General features: G+C 68.0%; 19 protein-coding genes. 7 read left to right on the top strand and 12 right to left on the bottom strand.

The window, feature by feature from the left end:
* Positions 1–106: 106 nt before the first annotated feature.
* From ACWF99_RS03450 to ACWF99_RS03435, 4 genes are all read right to left on the bottom strand, one after another.
* A complete protein-coding gene (locus ACWF99_RS03450) occupies positions 107–361 on the bottom strand; it encodes a hypothetical protein (protein WP_378631362.1) in 255 nt (84 codons plus the stop codon).
* A 354-nt stretch (positions 362–715) separates the two neighbouring features.
* Positions 716–1,369: an NAD(P)H-binding protein gene (locus ACWF99_RS03445; protein ID WP_378631363.1), complete on the bottom strand. Its 654-nt coding sequence runs from the start codon at positions 1,367–1,369 to the stop codon at positions 716–718.
* Between the two features lie 12 nt (positions 1,370–1,381).
* Positions 1,382–1,867 carry a DUF2599 domain-containing protein gene (locus tag ACWF99_RS03440; RefSeq protein ID WP_452534430.1) on the bottom strand — a complete coding sequence of 162 codons (486 nt, stop codon included), beginning with the start codon at positions 1,865–1,867 and terminating at the stop codon, positions 1,382–1,384.
* A gap of 80 nt (positions 1,868–1,947) precedes the next feature.
* A complete protein-coding gene (locus ACWF99_RS03435; protein ID WP_378631365.1) occupies positions 1,948–2,199 on the bottom strand; it encodes a hypothetical protein in 252 nt (83 codons plus the stop codon).
* Between the two features lie 274 nt (positions 2,200–2,473).
* On the opposite strand from ACWF99_RS03435, the gene ACWF99_RS03430 reads away from it, so the two are divergent.
* From ACWF99_RS03430 to ACWF99_RS03420, 3 genes are all read left to right on the top strand, one after another.
* Positions 2,474–3,703: a lipase family protein gene (locus ACWF99_RS03430; RefSeq protein ID WP_452534428.1), complete on the top strand. Its 1,230-nt coding sequence runs from the start codon at positions 2,474–2,476 to the stop codon at positions 3,701–3,703.
* A 250-nt stretch (positions 3,704–3,953) separates the two neighbouring features.
* Positions 3,954–5,315, top strand: coding sequence for a lipase family protein (locus ACWF99_RS03425; protein ID WP_452534426.1), 1,362 nt, complete (start codon positions 3,954–3,956; stop codon positions 5,313–5,315).
* 184 nt (positions 5,316–5,499) lie between these two features.
* Positions 5,500–6,681 carry an esterase/lipase family protein gene (locus tag ACWF99_RS03420; RefSeq protein ID WP_378631368.1) on the top strand — a complete coding sequence of 394 codons (1,182 nt, stop codon included), beginning with the start codon at positions 5,500–5,502 and terminating at the stop codon, positions 6,679–6,681.
* A 68-nt stretch (positions 6,682–6,749) separates the two neighbouring features.
* On the opposite strand, the gene ACWF99_RS03415 is transcribed toward ACWF99_RS03420, so the two are convergent.
* Complete coding sequence (locus ACWF99_RS03415) at positions 6,750–7,976, bottom strand: PucR family transcriptional regulator (RefSeq protein WP_378631369.1); 1,227 nt, start codon at positions 7,974–7,976, stop codon at positions 6,750–6,752.
* A 183-nt stretch (positions 7,977–8,159) separates the two neighbouring features.
* On the opposite strand from ACWF99_RS03415, the gene ACWF99_RS03410 reads away from it, so the two are divergent.
* Positions 8,160–8,636: an HAD-IIIC family phosphatase gene (locus tag ACWF99_RS03410; protein ID WP_378631370.1), complete on the top strand. Its 477-nt coding sequence runs from the start codon at positions 8,160–8,162 to the stop codon at positions 8,634–8,636.
* A 73-nt stretch (positions 8,637–8,709) separates the two neighbouring features.
* Here the strand turns inward: ACWF99_RS03410 and ACWF99_RS03405 are convergent, their stop codons facing one another.
* Positions 8,710–9,588, bottom strand: coding sequence for a sigma-70 family RNA polymerase sigma factor (locus ACWF99_RS03405; RefSeq protein WP_452534423.1), 879 nt, complete (start codon positions 9,586–9,588; stop codon positions 8,710–8,712).
* Positions 9,589–9,706: 118 nt separating this feature from the next.
* On the opposite strand from ACWF99_RS03405, the gene ACWF99_RS03400 reads away from it, so the two are divergent.
* The gene (locus tag ACWF99_RS03400; RefSeq protein WP_452534421.1) at positions 9,707–10,051 is read left to right on the top strand and encodes a DoxX family protein; all 345 of its coding nucleotides are present in this window, start codon (positions 9,707–9,709) and stop codon (positions 10,049–10,051) included.
* A gap of 45 nt (positions 10,052–10,096) precedes the next feature.
* Here ACWF99_RS03400 and ACWF99_RS03395 read toward each other — a convergent pair whose 3' ends face one another.
* Both ACWF99_RS03395 and ACWF99_RS03390 read right to left on the bottom strand, forming a co-directional pair.
* Positions 10,097–11,686 (bottom strand): GMC family oxidoreductase, encoded by a 1,590-nt coding sequence (locus ACWF99_RS03395; protein WP_378631373.1) that lies wholly within the window; start codon positions 11,684–11,686, stop codon positions 10,097–10,099.
* Between the two features lie 145 nt (positions 11,687–11,831).
* Entirely contained in the window at positions 11,832–13,313 is a 1,482-nt protein-coding gene (locus ACWF99_RS03390) for an FAD-dependent oxidoreductase (RefSeq protein WP_378631374.1), read from the bottom strand.
* A gap of 181 nt (positions 13,314–13,494) precedes the next feature.
* Here ACWF99_RS03390 and ACWF99_RS03385 point away from each other — a divergent pair, with 181 nt between their 5' ends.
* Positions 13,495–13,986, top strand: a complete 492-nt coding sequence (locus ACWF99_RS03385) for a glutathione peroxidase (RefSeq protein ID WP_452534419.1) — start codon at positions 13,495–13,497, stop codon at positions 13,984–13,986.
* A gap of 17 nt (positions 13,987–14,003) precedes the next feature.
* Here the strand turns inward: ACWF99_RS03385 and ACWF99_RS03380 are convergent, their stop codons facing one another.
* Genes ACWF99_RS03380 through ACWF99_RS03370 form a run of 3 tightly spaced genes read right to left on the bottom strand, consistent with a single transcriptional unit; the run spans position 14,004 to position 18,255 of the window.
* On the bottom strand, positions 14,004–15,200 hold the full coding sequence (locus ACWF99_RS03380) for a DUF7373 family lipoprotein (protein WP_452534417.1): 1,197 nt from the start codon (positions 15,198–15,200) through the stop codon (positions 14,004–14,006).
* Complete coding sequence (locus ACWF99_RS03375) at positions 15,197–16,789, bottom strand: protein kinase domain-containing protein (RefSeq protein WP_452534415.1); 1,593 nt, start codon at positions 16,787–16,789, stop codon at positions 15,197–15,199. Before ACWF99_RS03375 ends, ACWF99_RS03380 begins: the two co-directional genes overlap by 4 nt.
* Positions 16,790–16,824: 35 nt before the next feature.
* Entirely contained in the window at positions 16,825–18,255 is a 1,431-nt protein-coding gene (locus ACWF99_RS03370; protein WP_452534413.1) for an MFS transporter, read from the bottom strand.
* Between the two features lie 182 nt (positions 18,256–18,437).
* On the opposite strand from ACWF99_RS03370, the gene ACWF99_RS03365 reads away from it, so the two are divergent.
* Entirely contained in the window at positions 18,438–19,268 is an 831-nt protein-coding gene (locus ACWF99_RS03365) for an SAM-dependent methyltransferase (RefSeq protein WP_452534411.1), read from the top strand.
* Positions 19,269–19,293: 25 nt separating this feature from the next.
* On the opposite strand, the gene ACWF99_RS03360 is transcribed toward ACWF99_RS03365, so the two are convergent.
* Complete coding sequence (locus ACWF99_RS03360) at positions 19,294–19,758, bottom strand: SRPBCC family protein (RefSeq protein WP_378631382.1); 465 nt, start codon at positions 19,756–19,758, stop codon at positions 19,294–19,296.
* Between the last annotated feature and the right edge of the window lie 78 nt (positions 19,759–19,836).

Below are 19,836 nucleotides of genomic sequence, written 5' to 3'. Positions count from 1 at the left end.
ACTGACAGCCGAGCGGAGTTGATCGGTCGGGCGGACTCGAACACGGAGAGCTGATCGGACTGCGCGCGAGAGGCGGGGCAGTCGATCGGCGGGTACCGATTCGCGGTCAGTACCGGATACAGCCGGCGGCGATACGCCAGAAAGTATCGGGAGTCAGCGTTTGCAGATCCCAGTCATCGGCCAGTTCGTGCGCGGTGGTCACGATCCGGTCGATATCGAAATCGTTGCGGGTCGCCGCGCCGGTGGATTCCACGGCGTCGATGACGAAGGCGACCGCGCTTTCCCTCGACCATCGAGCGGAGCCGGGGTGATCGGCCGCCGCGCGATCGGCGAAACCGAAACGGCTCGTGGTGTTGTTCATGTGAATGCCCCTGTGCTTCTCAGGCAGTGGCAAACCCAAGGCAATCCTGGCCCCGGGTGTGCCGCTCGCGGCCTCCCCTGACTATCCCCTGAATTGTGTTGCGGCCCTGAGTTTAGGACGGAGAGACTTTCAGATGCAAGCACATCTGCACGATCGATTCCGTCTCGATGCGGTGCATTTCCCGGCTTCTGAGCGGCGAATCCAGGGTGGTGCCACCCCCTCCGTCAAATGTGGCGCTCGAATAGTGGCGTGACCGGCGGCTGGTTGTGTTCATCGGGTGGCGACAATGCGGCACGACTTGATGACAATCGCGCTCAGCGGGCGAAATATGTTGTGATAGTTAATTTGCGGCTATCAAATGGCCGCGACGGCTGACTCGATCGTCTCCGATCCGGAGACCAGCTCCAGTGTGCGCCGAAAAGTGTTGTCCGCGACCAAGATCGACGCGAGTGTCGCGGCGACATCGGCGCGTGGCACCGAATCGCGCGGAATAGGCGGTGGTCCGAGCGTGATCAGACCGTTGCCTTCGGTGTCGGTGAGCCGGCCCGGTCGCAGGATCGTCCACGCCAGCGCGCGAGTCCGCAGGTCCTCCTCGGCGCGGGTCTTGGCGTCGATATAGGCGGCCCACACCTCATCGGTCCCCGGGGCGGGCGGACTGCCCGCGCCCATCGTCGAGATCTGGACGAACCGCGCGACGCCCGTGTGCTCGGCGGCGTCGGCCAGCTGTACCGAACCGTTGAGGTCGACCGTGTACTTGCGCGCGGCACCGCTGCCCGCGCCCGCACCCGCGGCGAACACCACCGCGTCCGAACCTGCGACCGCCGCCGCGAGGTCGGCGGGGGTGTCGCGTTCCATGTCGTAGATGACCGGCACGCCGCCGGTCGCGGCGATATCGGCGGCTTGGCCGGGTTCACGGATGAGCGCATGGACGTGATCGCCGCGCCGGGTCAGTACCTGGGCGAGCAGGAGAGCGATTTTGCCGTGTCCACCGGCGATGACGATGCGCATGGGATGCTCCTATCAGCGTTCGGGGCCGCCGGGATTGCAGTTCGCCGCCACCGTGGCCTGATATCCGACGGCGGGGCGCCACGGTTCGAGATTCCAGCTCGGCTTGTCGGGCGCTACCATCCTGGCCCAGACCCAGTGACACACGAACTGGTCGCGCATCCCCGGCGCGTCGGCGTCGGCGTCGAGGGCACGTACTTCCTGCCACGCGAGTTCGTCGGTGCCGGGCGCGGCGGTTTTGCGGCCCGCCTGGGTGGGGAAGACGAGCAGGCGGGGGCCGTCGACGTTCTCGGTCCAGGTCACGTGATCGATCAGGGGCAGGCCCGCGTAGGGGTCGACAGTGGTGGTGGGCGGCGCGATGGTGGCGGGCACCCGCTTCGTGGTGGTCGTCGTCGGGGCGGTGGTGCTGGGTGCGGTGGCGACCTCGGTGGTGTCCGCCGAGCCGCAGCCGGTGAGGACGGCCGCCGCGGCCAGTGCGAGCGGGAACTGCCACCGTGTCACGAATGCCCTTTCTGTCACCGCGGGCCGAGCAGCGCCCGCCGTGCCAGCTTAGTGCGGCCGGCGAGGCCGCGCCGCGAGCGTCAGTGCCACAGCGACCGGCAGGGCAACCGGCGCAGGCCGGGGCCGACATTGCCATCGACGGTCACCAGCAGGCCGGAATGTACGGCCGCCGAGGTGAACTCCCACGCCTCGGCCTGGGTCGCGGCGTATTCCAGGACCAATGCGTCCTCGGGGGTGGGGCCGTCGAAGTAGACCGTGATCCGCCGGGTCGGTATCTCGTTCGGGTCGATGCGGTGGAGGGTGGCGGCGATGTTCTCGTCGGTGGGAATCATGGCGTGCTCCTTTCGCCCCGGCACTGGTGAGCGCCTTCCTACTCGACGGTAGGTCTTGCACCATCGAGAGGAACACGTTCCGATTTCGCTTGGAGATCTCACAATCCACCTGTCGCCGCGGCGGTGCGCCCGCATATCGGCGTCCTGCCTCCGGTCACAACCGCACACAGGTGAGGTTGTGAGCTCCGCCGATGTTCGCGGCGACCCGTCGACGAGGAGCCACGGTACCGGCGAAGATCGGTCTCGACAGCAGCGACACGGGAGGGACAGCCGCATGATCTGGGATGCCGCGGCACGACACAGCAGGCCGGGCCGAACACTATTGGTCTGCCTGGCGGCAGCGGTGCTCACCGTGGTCCCCGCCGCGGCAGGCCACACCACACCGCTGTACCCGACTGCCGACCCCGACCCCTTCTACAGCCAGCCGGCCGACCTGGCCGAGCACAAGCCCGGCGACGTACTCGGCGTACGGCAGATGCCGGCGCTGGCCATGTTCCCCGACACCACCATCACCCTGATCCAGTTCCGCTCCACCAATTCCGCGGGCGACCCGATCGCCGCGACGACGACGGTGCTGCAGCCGAACAATCACCGCACCGACGCCCCCGTGCTGTCCTACCAGCACATCATCAACGGGCTCGGCACGCGCTGCTCGGCTTCCAAGGTCCTCTACACCGACGATCCGGACTTGATGGTGCGCGAGGCGGTGGCCTGGAACTACGCGCTCAAGCGCGGCTGGACGATGGCCGTGCCCGACCACCTCGGACCGAATTTCGCCTACGGGGCAGCGAAATTGGGCGGCCAGGTGACCCTCGACGGTATCCGCGCGGTGCGCCAGGTCGAGCAGTTGCGGGTCGGCGGCAGCCGGGTCGCGATGGCGGGGTACTCCGGTGGCGGCATGGCGACGGCGTGGGCGGCGGCATTGCAGCCCGAGTACGCGCCCGAGCTCGAGATCGCGGGGGCGGCGATGGGCGGGGTGCCGATGAACCTGGTGTCGATGCTCGAGGGGCTCGGCTTCGGTTCACATCCGGTGTTCGGTCTCGCGCTGGCCGCGGGGATCGGGCTCGAACGGGAATACCCCCAACGGTTCCCGATCAGCGATCAGATGAATGCCAGCGGTCTGGCCGCCCGCGCGTCGATCCGTGACGCCTGCACCAACGACATCCTCGGGGCGGGAGCCGGGCGCGGCATCCTCGACTTCGCGGCCACCACCTCACTGGTGGAGGATCCCGAAGCTCGCGCCGTGGTGGAGGAGAACAGCCTCGAGCTGTATCCGGGCGCGCCGACAATGCCCGTCTTCGAATGGCATTCGCCGATCGACGGCCTCATCCCGGTCGACGCGATCACCTCCACCACCCATCGCTGGTGTGCCGCGGGCGCCAAGGTTGTCAGTCAGCAGACACCGACCCCGGACCATCTGACCGCAGCTGTGCTCGGACTGCCTTCCGCGCTGAGTTGGCTCGATGCCCGGCTGCAGGGGGAACCGGCGCCCAGCACCTGCTGAGCCGGTTCGATCGGCCCGGATCCGCTCGCCCCGAAGCGGATCCGGGCCGATTCGCGTCGTCACAGACGATTCTTGTTGCGATACAGCGGCATTGCGCACACGACTCGGGCACAACGCCGAAGCCGGTTCGCCGCGCCCCGTAGCGTGAAGGATCTGACGACGGCGCGGTGGGGGAGTTTCGGCGGGGGTCGGAGCACCGCATAGTGGCACGTCATCGACGAATCCGTTGCCACCCGAAGGCGTGTGTGCCATGAGATCTGTTCGAGTACTTGTCGGTTCGGTGCTGCTGCTCGGCTCCTTCGCGGCAGGCACGGCGGCCGCCGAGCCGCCGACCCAGGAATTCCCGGTGCCGCAGGTGGGGACACCCGGTTTCCTGCCCGATCTGCAGCGCTGGATCGACCAGGTGATTCCGTCGCCGATCCCGGCGAACGCCGCCGATCCGGCGGCCGAACTCGCGGCACTGCACGCGGCGGTGCTCCCGTCGGCGGTCGGCGATCCGATCTTCGACCAGTGGCCTGCCGGGCTCGACGAGTTGTCGCCCGGCGATCTGATCGAATCCCGCGACGTCACCGCGACCGCGGCCTGGTTGACCCTGGTCCCCATCCGCTCGGCGACGCTGCTGAAATTCCGCACCGACGACGCGCACGGCAGACCGTCCTACGCCACCGCGACCCTGATCGTGCCCGCCACCGAGTGGACCGGGCCGGGGGATCGCCCTGTGCTGGTGAACAACCTGCCCATCGACGCGCTGGGTCGCAAGTGCACTCCCGGCTACTCGCTGGCGCACGGCCTGACATCGCAGTCGAGCTCCACAGAGTTCATTCCGCCGACGACGCAACTGGCGGTCCTGCGCGGGTACGCGGTCCTGGTGCCCGACCACGAGGGCCCGTGGATGGCGTACGCCGAACCGTATGTCGCCGGGCACGCGGTGCTCGACGCGATCCGGGCGGTGCGCGGTGTCGACCCGGCGGCCTACGGCGACAGCCGATTCGCGATGACCGGCTATTCCGGTGGCGCCATCGCCACCCACGGTGCGGCCAAGCTGATCGATTCCTACGCACCGGAACTGGCCGACGTCATCGTCGGCGCGGCGCTGGGTGGGGTGCCCGCCGACTTCGAAATCCTTTCGCGCAGTATGAATGCCAACCTCGCATCCGGAATATTTATGGCCGCGACCTTCGCGATCGGCCGGGAGCGACCCGAAATCCTCGCCGCGATGAACAATCTCGGGCGCTGGGTCACCACCTCGATCATGAAAGATACGTGCGCCAGCGTGTTCGCGGTGCCGGGAATCTTGCACCTGCCGATCGATGTGGGCGCCAACATCGCCGATCCGCTGCGTTCGGAACTGGCCACCGAGATCTACGAGATCACCCGGATGCAAGGAATGCGGTCGTCGACTCCGCTCTACATCTACAACGGTGACCAAGAGTGGTGGATTCCCGCCGAGGGTGCGCGCAATCTCTACGATGAGCAGTGCGAACTCGGGGCGAACGCGGTGTATCGCGGCGTGCTCGGTGAGCACATCATCGGCGCGGCGACCGGCTATCCGGAGGCGGTGCTGTGGCTCGACGAGCGACTTCTCGGAGTCGCGGCGCGCAGCGAGTGCTGAACATTTTCCTGTGCCCTGTCATGGCACTTTTCGAGGGGCTGTGGTGACCTACCCAGACCGCGCGTGACAATCGTCTCGTAAGTAATTCTGCGGCTTATGTTTTGGGCGGTTTCGACAAGCCATTCGTTCTCCCGGAAGAAAAGGGCGACGAATATTCGAATCGCACAGGAAGACAAGTCAACACATGAAATCTCCCAGTCGCAGGCGCACGCTGCACACGGCGGTATTCGCCGGAGTCGGCGCCCTCTCCATGGTGTTCACCGGGCCGGGGGCGAGCGCGGCTCCCGCCTCGGCGCCGACCGAGCAGGATCTTGCCGGCATCATCTCCGAAGGCCGGCAGGTCGCCGGCTCCGGGTCGGCGTGCACCTCCGGCAGTGGCGCCGGATCCGGTAACGGGTCCGGTGACTGCTACGGCGGTTCGGGCTCCAGCTCGGGTTCCTCGGGTGGCTATTCCTCCGATCCCGGTGCGTACGGACCGGAGTCGACGGCGTTCCTCGCCGCGTTCGCCTACGGACTCGGCAACCCCGATGCGGCCGCGCCCGGGACGAACGACTGGAACTGCAAGCCGACCGCCGAGCACCCTCGCCCGGTCGTGCTGCTGCACGGCACCTGGATGAACGCCTACAACGGTTACGCCTACATGGGCCAGCCCATCAAGGACGCCGGCTACTGCACGTTCACGTTCAACTACGGTCGCTCCAACATCATGGAGGGCGGCGGGCTCGGTTCGTTCCTGCCCGGGGTGATGGGCACGGGCTACATCGAGGATTCGGCCAAGCAGACCGCGGCGTTCGTCGATCGCGTGCTCGCCGCGACCGGTTCCGACGAGGTCGACATCGTCGCGCACTCACAAGGTGGGTCGATGGCGAACTACTACACGAAGTTCGAGGGCGGCGCGGCCAAGGTCAACAAGCTGATCACCTTCGGCGCCACCCACCACGGCACCAGCCTCGACGGTATCGGCGCCCTGGGCCGCATGATCAACAACCTGGGCATCGACATCCTGGGTCCGATCGAGATCTTCGTCGGGCACGCGGGTATCCAGCAGACCATCGGCTCGGATTTCGTCAACAACCTCAATGCCGGCGGTGACACCGTCGCCGGTGTCGACTACACCATCGTCGGCACCCGCTACGACGAGGTGACCAACCCCTACGAACTGACCTTCATGAAGGCCGGTCCGGGGGCGACGGTCCACAACATCACCCTGCAGGACGGCTGCGAGCAGGACATCTCCGATCACCTGACGATGATGTACTCACCGCGTGCCCTCTCGATCGCGCTTCGCGCGCTCGACCCGGTGCAGAACCCGCAGCTGACCTGCGCGTTCAACCCGTGGCTGGTCGGTGGCGGCGGCTCGCTGTGACCCGCTCGCACTGAGAACGACGAAGGCGCTGCCCACCATGGTGGGCAGCGCCTTCGTCGTGTCGGGGATCAGGCCGGAACGGAGCGGTAACTGCGCGCGACGAGCGCGGAACGCAGGTACCACAGCCCCGACGGCTGGGTGGGATCGAAGCCGGTGAGCTGGCCGATCCGCTTGAGCCGGTAGTCGACCGTATTGGTGTGCACGTGCAGCACGCGAGCGGTGCGCTGGCGGTTGAGGTTGTTGGCGATGTGACGCTGCAGGGTTTCGAGCAGCTCGGGGTACTGATCCAGCGGATCCAGTAGCGAGCCGAGGAATTCGCGGCCGGGCCCGGGACGGGTCAGCTGGTATTCCAGGGCGAGCTCGTCGAAGCGGTACAGACCCGAGGTCACCTCGAGCCGCTGCACCATGTCCAGCAGCTCGTGGGCCTGATCGGCGGCATCGGGAACCCCGGTGGTGCTCGTTTCGACCATCGCGGCGGTGATGCCGACCTGAGCCGCCTGGGAGAGCTGGGCGACCAGCGCGGTCAAACCCTCGCGGTCGAAGGCATTGGCAGGGATCAGCACCGTCCCGCCGTCGACGCTGAGCAGCGACAGTGCCGAGTCGCCGCAGCGCTTGGCCAGTTCGGCTTGCACGCGGCGCAACTTGCGGCGGGCGACGACCTTCGAGTCCAGTGCCGGGTTGGCTTCCTCGCGGTGCTGGGGGATAGCCAGGGCGAAGACCGCGTAGGTCTCGGCGATGGTGATGCCGCATTCGCGGGCCATCGTCGAGGTGCTGTGCCCGCCGAGCAGGGCCGAGGTCAGGGTGTGGACGGCGGTGTGGTGCTCGCTGACCACACCGCGCAGCTCGCGCACATAGGCCAGCGAGATCTGGGCGGTGATGGTGTCGAGCAGTTCCATCACGACCTTGACGCCGCCGACCAGGCTGTCGAAATCCTTGCCCGACGCGCTCGATACCACCAGGTCGAGGCCGATCTTGAAGCCCTCGGCGATCGAGTGGTGGATCGTGTCGATCGGTACGCCCTCCCGGGCCCACGCGCTGGCCGCGTCCTGCAGGCGCTGCAGCTGGCTCGGGACATCACGCCCGTCGAGCATGCCGACCGCGAATTCCAGGCAGATCCGGGTGATCGTGGTGACATCGCCGGAGATGGCGTCACCGGGTAGCGTGCCACAGGGTGCGACGGTAGCGACGAAATGGCCGACCATCTGCCGCGAGAGTGCGCGAACGTCCTTGAGTGGCAACGACATCGGCTTGCCCGAGACGGTCAGCGACGGTCGGGGTGGATTGTGGACGGACATCTGTGTTCCCTTCGCCAGTTTCGGCTGTACCCCCCGCTGTCCAGCGAACCCCACCCTAACGAACGACAAAGGAAACCGGAATGGATTGTCAGGTTCTGGGTAGGGGGCCCACCCCTGGCGGTCGCCGTAGTGACGGATCACAAGTCTGGTTCTTAGCTATCAGTGGTTGTAGAGTTCAGCGCCATGCGACCTGCCGTCCGTTGTCTGGTCTGGGAACTGGACGAGACCCTGTGGGAGGGTGTCGTCCACGACGAGACCGGCACCACGCCGCGCCCACCGGCACTGCGCACGCTGACGAAACTGAGCGAGCGCGGTGTGCTCCATGCTGTCGCCGCACGCGGTGACCGAGCCAGAACCATGCACACGCTGTACCGCCACGGTCTGTACGAGATGTTCTCGGCGGTCGAGGTGGGCTGGGGGCGCAAGTCCGCCTCGATCGTCCGCATCGCAGGCACCCTCGGCCTGGGTCTGGACTCACTCGCGTTCGTGGACGCCGAGCCGGTCGAACGCGCGGAGGTCTCGCGAGCACTGCCGATGGTGCGCTGCTACGCCGCCCGCAATGTCGACATGCTGCCGTTGCTCCCGGACTTCCGCCACGAACTGCGTTCGGGCCCCGTACCGACACCACCGTTGGGATTCGCCCGCGTTCCCGCCCTCTGACCGCGATCGACGCATCGACCGCAGCATTGCATCGAGTGCCAAAACGTGGAATCCGGGCGTTCGCGGATCCTGATCAGGGCAGCAGCGACAGGGTGAGCGCGGCCAGCCGATCCGGCGCGGCCACCACGTCGCAAGCCGCGATGCGCCCACCGCGCACGAGGAACGTCACCACGAAATTCGGTCCGTCGGCTCCCGGCACCACCAGGCCCGGCCTGCCGTCGACGAGCACCAGCACCGCCTCGCGCGAGCGCCGCCGCAGCGCGAGAGCGCCCTCGGCCACGGCGCGGGCGCCGCGCACGACCAGGGCCATTCCGGGCGAGAGCGCCGCCGGGTCGGCGGTTCGCACCACGTCGGGTGCGAGCACCGCGAGCAGTCCGCCGAGATCGCCCTCGCGAGCAGCCTGCACAAAAGCCGTCACCGCGGTCTGATGCGCGAGCAGTTCCGTCGGCTCTACCCGGGCGGGCGCGTGCACACGCAGCCGGGCCCGGCTGGCGAGTTTCTTGGTGGTGGCCGGCGTGCGCCCGAGCATCGGCGCGATCTCGGCGAACGGCACCGCGAACAGATCGTGCAGCACGAAGGCGACACGTTCCTCGGGGCCCAGCGTGTCGAGAACGACCAGCAGCGCCCGCCCGACGGAATCCGCCCGCACCGCTTCGGCTTCGGGATCCACACCCGCGCCGGTCGCCACCGGAACGGAAGTCTCAGGGGGCGCTATCTCGGCGCGTCGGGTACGGGCGCGCAGCATATCGAGGCAGATCCGCGATACCACCGTGGTGAGCCAACCGTCGAGATCGGCGATCTCGGTGTCGGTCCCGGCCAAGCGCAACCACGCCTCCTGCACCGCGTCCTCGGCCTCGGCTCCCGAACCCAGCATCCGAAAGGCCACGCCACGCAGGCGGTCGCGCCGTTGTTCGAACGCGCGCGCCGACACTTCGGTCCGGTCAGTGCGCATCGGTCACCTTTCGCTCGCGCCGGTCGTCTATCCGAGGGACGGCACTCGCTGTCCCATCACGGCGGCTGTCTCCACGATGACAGAGGCGCCGATCACCGAAACCGGAGGATCTGATCCGATGCACACCACCTATCTCGTCGTCACCGTGCTCGCGGCCGTCGCCGCCTTGGCAGCTGCGCTGATCGACGTCGTTCGCGCCGACTGGGTTCGCGAGAACATGCGTAACTACGGCATCGCGTCCTGGACGCTCACGCCGCTGGCCCTGATCAAGGCGGCGGGTGGACTCGGTCTGCTCGCCGGTCTGGCCTATCGGCCGCTGGCGGTGGCAGCCGCGGCCGGCCTCGTGCTGTATTTCGTCGCCGCCGAATTCACCGTGTTGCGTGCGCGCCAGTACGCGGATCTGGGTTATCCGCTGCCGTACCTGCTGCTCGCGGCCGCTTCGCTGGGCCTCGCGGGAGCATGAGGCAGCTGGTGGCGCGCCCTCGCCCGCGCGCCACCAGCACCTGGGTCAGGCCTCGGCGAGGATGAAGTCCGCGGCCTGTTCGCCGATGAAGATGGCGGGGGCGTTGGTGTGGCCGCGGATGATCAACGGCATCACCGAGGCGTCGGCGACGCGCAGACCCTCGACGCCGCGAACCTTCAGGTCCGGGGCGACGACACTGGCGGCATCGGTGCCCATCCGGCAGGTGCCGATCGGGTGGTAGAGGGTGTGCGAGAACTGTTCGATGGTCAGCGCGATGGCCGCCTCGAGATCCTCGGGTGCCTCGGGTGGGTAGATCAGCGCGCCCAGCGCGCTCTTGAGCGCGGGCTGCGCGGCGAGCCCGGCACACACCCGAAGTCCGGCGGTCAGGGCGGCCCGGTCGGCGCCCTCGGCATCGGACAGATACCGCGGATCGATCACCGGCTTGGCCGTCGGATCGGCCGAGGCCAGGCTGATCTTGCCGCGACTGCGCGGGCGGAGCAGGATCGCGCCGAGCACCACACCGTGTTCGGTGGCTTCGACCAGACCCTCGTGGTAGAACGGCGCCGGAGCGTAGATCAGCTCCAGATCGGGGTGCTCGAGGTCGGGCTCGCTGCGCACGAAGCCGTACGCCTCACCGACATTGGAGGTGAGCATCCCGCGGTGGCGGACCAGGTAGTTGATCAGCTCGAGGGGCTTCTCCGCGGTGAACAGCGAATCGGAGTCCACGCTGTAGCCGAGCGCCGAGATGAGGTGATCCTGCAGGTTCGCGCCGACCTCGGGGGAGTGCGCGACCAGTTCGATGCCGTGTTCTTTCAGCTCGTCCTGATCGCCGATGCCCGAAAGCTGCAGCAGCTGGGGGCTGTTCACCGCCCCACCACACAGGATGACCTCACGATCGGCGGTCACGGTGAGGGTCTGCCCGCCGTTGCGGTACTCGACGCCCACTGCCTTGGTGCCCTCGAACAGCACCCGGGTGGCCAGCGACTCCGCCAGCACGGTCAGGTTCGCGCGCTTCATCGCCGGACGCAGGTACCCGTCGGCGGTGCTCCAGCGCCTGCCGTCGCGCTGGGTCACCATGGTCTGGGTAAAGCCCTCGGGCGCGGGCCGGTTCGCCGATTCGAGCTCGTGACCCGCCTGACGCGCGGCCTCGAGGAACGCGTGCGTCGACGCGCGCGGGCTGCGCTGGCGCTGTACGTGCTGGGGCCCCTTGGAACCTTCGTCGGGAAACTGCGCGTCCTGGACGTTCTCGATCTTGCGGAACTGCTCCACCGCGGCGGCGAAATTCCATTTCTCGCCCGCCAGCAGCCCCCATTCCTCGTAGTCGGCGCGGAAACCGCGGACCCACATCATCGCGTTCATCGATGACGAGCCACCGAAGGTCTTGCCGCGCGGCCAGTAGATCTGCCGGTCGCCGAGCTCGGGCTGTGGCTCGGTCAGATAGTCCCAATCGCGCTCGCTGCGGAACAGTTTCGAGAACGCGGCCGGGATGTGGGCGAACTTGTCGTCGTCTGCCGGACCTGCCTCCAACAGCACGACCGTGGTGCCCGGGTCGGCACTGAGCCGATTCGCGAGCACCGCCCCCGCGGATCCGGAGCCGACGATCACGTAATCCGCGGACGTCCCACCTGCTTGCACTGTCCAACTCCGATCTGCATTGCGTCTGTCGTTCGGCGCGCCTGCTCCCGGGCGTGAAAAGCCCGTGAGCCCAGCCGGACTCGTCGTCGGGCGTGACGCTGCAAGCAGAGTACTGACAGAACCCGCGCGGTGGGTCGTCCGCGGTTCAGCCCGCGGCCGCTGCTTTGCCCGCGCGCCGGCCGTAGAAGCTGCCGTCGCCGAGCGAGGCCCCGCTGACGTAGCCGTACGCGCACAGGCCGGATGTGCAGCGACCCGCCGCGAACAGGCCCTCGATCGGCTCACCGCTCACGTGCAGCACCCGCGAATCCAGGTCGGTGCGCAGTCCGCCGAGGGTGAACCCGGCGGTGAACCCGCGCAGGTCGAAACAGGCCAGCGCCCCCTTGATCGGGCGCACCCATTCGGGTTTCTTGCCCAGCAGCGGGTCGGTGCCGTGCTCGGCGTGCTGGTTGTAGGTGGCGACGGTGGTCTGCAATGTCTGTGCGGGCAGGCCCATCTCGGCCTCGAGCTCGGCGACCGTCTCGGCGACCCACTTGGGCTGGAAGCGGAAGAACGGGGTGGCGCTCTCGGTCGCGAGGGCCTCCTCGAGCGAGGTCTCGTCGATGATCAAGAACGCCTGGTTGTCGTTCTGCAACAGCGTCGCCTGACCGATGCGGCCGGGGTAGGTGTCCTCGGTGACGTAGCGCTGGCCGCGTCCGTTGACGAGGATGCCCCGCGCCATCATCTGCGGATCGCCGAAGATGGCCACCTCGCTGGCGTCCATGTGCGCGAGCTCGGCGCCCAGCGCTTGCGCCAGCCGGATGCCGATGCCGTCGTGTTCTTCGATGGCCGCGCCGGGCCTGCCGCTCAGGCGCGGGGTGTAGCGGTCGATCATCTCGGTGTCGTAGGCGAAGCTGCCGGTGGCCAGGACGACACCCCGTGCGGCCCGCACGGTGACGGGCTTGCCGTAGGTGGTGGCCAGCACGCCCACCACCCGGTCCTCGTCGTCGACGACCAGCCGGCGGATGCGGGTGTCGTACTCGACGTCGATGCCGAGCTCGGCCACGGTGTCGGCCAGAGGCTTCATCAGCATGTAGCCGCCGCTGCGCTCGCCGATCTTCTTACCCGCCAGCTCCGGAACGTGGCCGCGCGGAGCGGGTTCGGCGATGTCGAGGAACGGTGCGGAGTTCTCGCCACCGGAGTACATCAGGCCTTCGTCGTGCGGGGGCTCCCAGCCGGGCTCGCCCCAGAACGACTCCTTGAACGGCACCCCGCAGTCGACGAGCCAGTTGTAGTGCTCGACGCTGCCCGCGCAGTAGTCCTTGATCTTCGCCTCGTCGACGCCGGGTCCGAGCGCGGCGGTGAGGAACGCCGCCATGTTCTCCGGGGTGTCGTCGAATCCGAGTGCCTTCTGCAACGGTGTGCCGCCACCGAGGTAGACGAATCCGCCTGCCAGCGCCGCCGCGCCGCCCCAGCCGCCGGTCCGTTCCAGAATGAGCACCTTCGCGCCTGCCCGCGCCGCTTCGATCGACGCGCACACGCCGGCGATGCCGAAACCGGCCACCACCACGTCGGCGTCGAAATCCCACTGCGTCACCTCGCTCGCGCGCAGCGGGCGGACGGTATCGATCCGATGTGGCTGGTCGCTCACGGGCTTCCTCCGGTGCTCAGGGTGCGGGCGTCACCGCCCATCCATAGGAATGGTGCCGCGAACCGCGTCACAAAACAAGAACGTGTTACAGATTCTCTCGCCGAGCGGGACACTTGCGCGCCGATCGGGCTCCGGTACGGTGGCGATCGAACCGACATAGACGAGATCTGGTGGTGATGTGATGAGCGCGAACATTCGAGACATTGCGGTGCAGACCCTGGCGGGCGAGGACACCACACTGGGCGAGCTGGCTGGCGAGCGGGCGGTGCTGCTGGTCAACGTGGCCTCCAAGTGCGGCCTGACCCCGCAGTACGGCGCCCTGGTGGAACTGCAGAAGACTTACGGCGAGCGCGGTTTCACCGTGATCGGCTTCCCGAGCAACCAGTTCATGGGCCAGGAGCCCGGCAGCGCCGAGGAGATCCAGGAATTCTGCTCGGTCACCTACGGCGTCGATTTCCCGTTGCTCGCCAAGGCCGATGTCAACGGCGACGATCGGCACCCGCTCTACGCCGCGCTGGTCGAGACCGCCGACGCCGAGGGTGCGGCGGGCGACGTGCAGTGGAACTTCGAGAAGTTCCTCGTCGGTCGCGACGGCACGGTCGCGGGCCGGTTCCGCCCGCGCACGACCCCCGACGCCGCCGAGATCGTGCAGGCGATCGAAGCCCAGCTCTGATCTAGACCAGCTCCGAACTACTGAGCGTTCGCCAGCAGCGCGTACTGTGCCGCTGCCTGCTGGCGAACCCCGGCGGGTTCGGCGCCGCTGACGAACGCGCCGTAGCGCCGGTAACTCACATAGCAGCGGGTCAGTGCGGGCGCAGTCCCCGCACGCCGCTCCGCGCACCGCGCCTGCGGCAGGCCTTCGGGTGCCGCGACAGGATGCGCTGCCGCGCTGAGCGTGTTCTGCCACGTGGTGCCGAAGGCGAGGGCCGCGGCCTCGTCACGGAACCGGAACAGCGTGGTGCTGTAGGAATTCGCCACGCTGTCCACGCCACCGCGATCCCACGCCGCGCCGAGCTCGGCGGGTTCGGTGGGGCGGTAGTGCAGTCCCGCACGGCCGGTCCACGCCGCGAACTCGCGCGAGGAGATGGCGATCTGCTGATTGGCCGGGCCGGGAATCAGGGTGCGGCGCAACAGATCGTCGGGATCGCGGGACAGCTCGGAGATCCGGTCGGGCGCGGTCGGGGTGAACTTGTCGAGCAGGGGGATCTGGGCGTCGAGGACGGCCGCGACGCGTTTCGCCAGCGCGTCGATGTCGGGTGAGGGATGCTGGAGGAACATGCTCACCACGATCTCGCCGTGGGCGAAGGTGGCACCGATCGTCTTGATGCCGGGCCGCCAATGCGCGTGTGCGGCAGCGTAACCGGGGATCGGTACCGGCTGATTGTCCGGACTCACCCGGAAATCGGTCGCCTCGAGCTCCCGTGCCGCCTCCGCGGCTGTTGGGGCGCTCGGAAACCGCAACAGCACCACCCGGGTGATCCGCGCGTCGGTCTCGATCGCCGGTTTCGCCTTGTCGAAGGCCTGGCTGCCCTCGGCGACGTCGAAGGCCACGATCATCCGATGGCGTTCCAGCACGGCGAGATTCACATTCGAGATCGCCGAGGTGTCCGAAGCCCGCCGCGGTGTGTCCAGGACATCGGTGCCCCAGCTGTGGGTCAGCGCCGGATCGACCTCGTGCGGCAGCACCACCGCGCCCGCCATCCGCAGACCTTCCAGAATCGGCCCGTCCGTGGACTTTCGGCCCGCCTCGATATCGGCGGGCGCGGTCGCATAGCTGCCCACGTCGAGGGAGCGGACATCGATCTCACCGGACGTCGCGGTGCCCTCGACGGTGCCGCAGCCGACGAGCAGAACGGCGAGTGAGCCCAGGGCCAGTCGTGCGGTCACAGAGGTGCGGTGCTCAACCATTGGTCGATCATCTCCTGATGGGTGTGGCCCTTCCAATACACCTGGAGCAGCACAGTCGAATACGGCGCGGCGTCGAAGCGCACCAGCAGCCATGGTCCGGTGGAGCCGTTGAAACTGTGCACGGTCAGCGGTCTGCCGTACCGCGACCGCGGCTGCTGGGTCGCCCCGGCGGGCAGGGTCGCGACGAACCGTCCGACGGTCCCGGAATCCTTGTGCGCCATCACCTGCACGTGCAGTCCTTCGCGGTCGGTGCAGTCGAACCCCGTATCCCACATCGCCTCCGCGCTCTTCGTCGCGAAACTGCACCGCAGTCCCCGATACCCTGCACTGTCGGGACTCGCGGGCAGCAGGTCGGGGAACATCGCGATCGTGGGCCGCGCGGCCGCCCACGCGTCGACGGTGGTGGTCGGCGCGACCGTTGCGCTCGTCGGAACGGCTCCGGTGCTCCCGGAATCCCGGAGCGACAGGACCACAGTTCCGATCGTGATCACGGCGACCACCCCGAGTGCGCCCGCTACCCACCACCTGGCGTTTCCGCGACGCGCACCCGCATCGGTGGCCGTGGCGAAGTCGGCCCGATCGTCGACACCGAACGTCGGGTTGCCCGCGCCGCCGATCCCAGCTATCGCGTCTCGGCCCACCAGGGTGACCTGTGGGCCTCGCGCCAGGTGGTCGACCGCCTGAGCCGGCCCGACGGGGCCGGTCACGGGACGAGCGGGAGCGGTTCCGGTGGTCAGGGCCGTCGACGCCGCCGCGACCATTTCCGCGCAGCTGGCGAATCGATGATCGGGATCTTTGGCGAGGGCCCGCGCGAACACCGCGTCCATCGCGGCGGGCATGCCGGCCGCGATCTCGCTGATCCGCGGCACCGGCTGCATCAGATGCGCACCGATCAGCGCCCCCGCATTGGTCGCGGTAAACGGTGGGCGCCCCGCGAGCAGGTGAAACAGCGTGCACGCCAACGAATACTGGTCCGCCCGGGCGCCCGTCGTGCGCCCGTCGAGCTGTTCGGGCGCCGCGTATCGCAGCGTCGCCACCAAGGTCCCGGTCTCGGTCAGCGCGGTGCCCTCATCGACTGCCTTCGCGATGCCGAAATCGGTGAGCAGCACCCGCTCACCGCTGCCGCCCGCGCTCTCGCTCAGCAGAATATTGGCGGGTTTGACATCGCGATGCAGGAGCCCGGCCGTGTGCGCGCAATCGAGCGCGTCCGCCGTCGACCGTGCGATGTGCAACGCCCGCCGCGGGGCCAAAGCCCCTGTGCGCATCGCCGTTTCCGCGTCGCTGCCCGCGACGTACTGCATCGCGATCCACAGCCGCCCGTCCTCGTTTCCGCGGTCGTGGATCGCCACGATATTCGGATGATCGAGGCGCCCGGCGAGATCGGCCTCGCGCTCGAATCGACCCCGGAACACCGAATCCGCCGAATACGATGAGTGCAGCAGTTTCACCGCGACCAGACGCGGCAACCGCGGGTGCCGGGCGGCGTACACACTCCCCATCCCGCCCGCCCCGAGCACCCGCTCGATCCGATAGCCGGCGAAAATGTCACCGGCCCTGAGCTCGTGCATGGTGTCACGCTAGCTCAGGACCGGTGGCGCCGCGATCAGCGCGCTCGGCGGCGGATCCCGCGCACAGCCAGTGCCGCCGAGACAGCGGCGACAAGCGTGATCGCCGCGCAGATCAGATGCACGACCGCGACCGCGCCGGCCGCCGATGACACGGTCGTTCCCACCAGTTCGAAGAACACCGACCCGATGCTCGCGATCCCGACCACGGTCCCCAGCTGCACGCTGGTGACGAGAATGCCGCTGGCGTCGGCGGCGAGTGTCACCGGCACCGCGGCCAATGCCCGGGTCATCAACGGGCTGAACGCCAGCCCGTTACCGAGACCGAACAGCCCGAACGCGATCGACGCCGCGATGCCGATACCCGCGCCGTCACCCAGCAGCCACGCGAGCCAGCCCAGCGAGGCCGCGCTCAGCACCAGCCCGAACGGAATCATCCGCGCGTGCAGCGTGGCCGGAACGCGCTGCCAGGACAGTCCGGCCACGGCGAACGTGGCACCCATCGGCAAGAACTGCGTGCCCGCCCGCAGCGCGCTGTAGCCGAGGTCGCTCTGCATGTGGATGGCGCTCACGAACAGCCAGCCGCCGAAGGTTCCCATCACCATGAGCAGGGTCGCGGCAGTCGCGAGCAGACCGGGCGCGCCGAGCGCCTGCGGCGCGAACAGGGGATCGCGACCGCGCCCGGCGACCGCCCGCTCGACCGGAACGAACACCGCCGCCCCGAGCACGCCCGCCCCGAGACACAGCCACGACCACCGCGGGAACCCGAGCTCCCGGCCGAGTACCAGCGGCACGACCAGTAACAGCACGGTGGCCGTGAGCGTCACCAAGCCCAGCCCGTCGACCGTTCGATCGGTGCGGGCGACGGTGGCCGGGAGAACACGCGGAGCCAGCACCAGCAGTGCGATGCCGATCGGCACATTCACCAGGAACACCCCACGCCAACCGGTGCCGCCCAGATCGGCGTCGACGATCAACCCGCCGAGAATCTGGCCCGCCAGCAGGCCACCGGAGACGATCGCCGCATAGATGCTCAGGGCCCTGGCTCGCGCCGCCCCGGCGAACGTGCGCTGGATCAACGTCATCACCTGTGGCGCCATCGCGGCCGCCCCGACGCCCTGACCGAACCGGAACACGATGAGCGACAGCTCGTTCCATGCCAGTCCACACGCGAGGGAAGCCAGGGTGAACCCCGCCAGCCCCGCGATGAAGGTGCGTCGCTGCGTGAACCGATCGCCCAGGCGCGCACCACCGATCAGCAACACCGCGTACGCGATCACATACCCGGCGACGATCAATTGCAGTGCGGCCCCACCGGTGTCGAGGCTCGACCGAATGGACGGAATGGCGACATTGACGATGGAGCCGTCGAGCACCGTCATGAACTGGCCGGTGAGGATGACGACGAGCACGGCGACCGAACGCCTGCCCGTCGCCGCCGAATCGGGCACCGGGACTGGTTTGAGCATCTGGATCATGCTCAGATCCTGGGACCGGACGCACCGGAGGAATAGGAGCCCACCGATACGGGTACTCCGGGTACCCGGCTCGCGGCCTGCCCCGGCCGAGTCGGAATAGCTTGTCTGCCAACGTAACCGATGCCCTAGGCTTGAATCGTCCAGTTGGCTCCGATGCTCGAAAGGCGCTCCCGATGTCGCATTCTTCTGCCGCCTACCCCAGCGCTGTTCCGGTCGGGGTAGACACCACCCGTGCGAGTATCGCGCGTGTCTACGACGCCGCACTCAACGGCAAGGACAACTACGAGGTGGATCGCGCAGTACTGGACCAGGTCCGCACCGTCGCCCCGCAGGTCAACGACCTCGCCTGGGCCAACCGTGATTTCCTGATCCGCGCCTGCCGATTCCTGGCCAGGGCGGGCATCGACCAGTTCCTCGACCTCGGATCGGGTCTGCCCACCGCGGAGAACACCCATCAGGTGGTCCAGCGGGTGAACCCCCAGTCCAAGGTCGTCTATGTCGACAACGACCCGTCGGTGCTCGTCCACGCGCAGGCATTACTGGCCAGCAACAGCCGCACCCGCATCGCCGAAGCCGACATCTTCCGACCCCTGGAAGTTCTCGGCAACGAGACGGTTCGCCGCGAACTCGACTTCACCCGCCCGCTGGCGCTGTTTCACATCGGCACCCTGCACCACTACCTCGGCGACGACGGCCCCGCCCTCATGCAGACCTACATCGACGCCTTGCCCTCGGGCTCGTTCGTCGCGATCGCCCACTTCCACGACCCGGAAACCGCCGAATACAGCGAGCTGGCCCGGAAAATGGAAGAGAAGTTCATCCACAGCCCGATGGGCAGCGGCCGCTTCCGCACCCGCAACGAAATCCAGGCCATGTTCGGCACCCTCGACATGGTCGAACCCGGCCTCGTCCGCTGCGACGACTGGTGGTCCGACGGTCCCCACCTCACCCCGCTCTCCGACGTCCGCAACTGCATCGTCGGTGGCGTCGGCCGCAAACCCTGAGAAGGCCGCTGTTCAGCGAAGAGGGTTATTTCTGGATGGTGCGGGCGAGGATGCCGAGCGTGGCCCGCAGCGCGGACTCGGGAATGATCGGGAAGATGGCCGCTTCGCGGTAGCGGGGCGCGATCCTGCTCCAGTCGTAGTACGAGGTGACCAGGGTGCCGATGTCACTGGGCTCGAGGCGGTAGCCGTACAGGTGCTCGATCGGCGGCTGGATGGTGCCCGAGATCGTCCACTCGAGCTGCTTGTCCTGCTCGAACTCGGTGATGATCACTGTGACGTCGTATTTGCCCATCGGGAAGTCGTTGAGGGACTCACGATCCATGTGCACGATGAACTCGTCGCCGACGCCGGTGACGGGCTTTCCCTCCGCCGATTGCAGCATGCCCGAACTGTCGATCGCTACGTGCCCTTCGGGGGAGCACAGCAGTGTGAAGATTTCCGAGGGTGACGCGGAGACCTGCCGCTGCACTTCGAACCGTTCTACCGTCATGTCGTCCACCCTCGCACACTCGGCGTCGACGCGGTCCGCCGCTGACGCCGGCTGAACCGGACCGCAACGCGTGCGCGG

Source organism: Nocardia sp. NPDC055002 (genome assembly GCF_053608825.1).
This window is presented reverse-complemented; position numbering and strand designations above follow the sequence as displayed.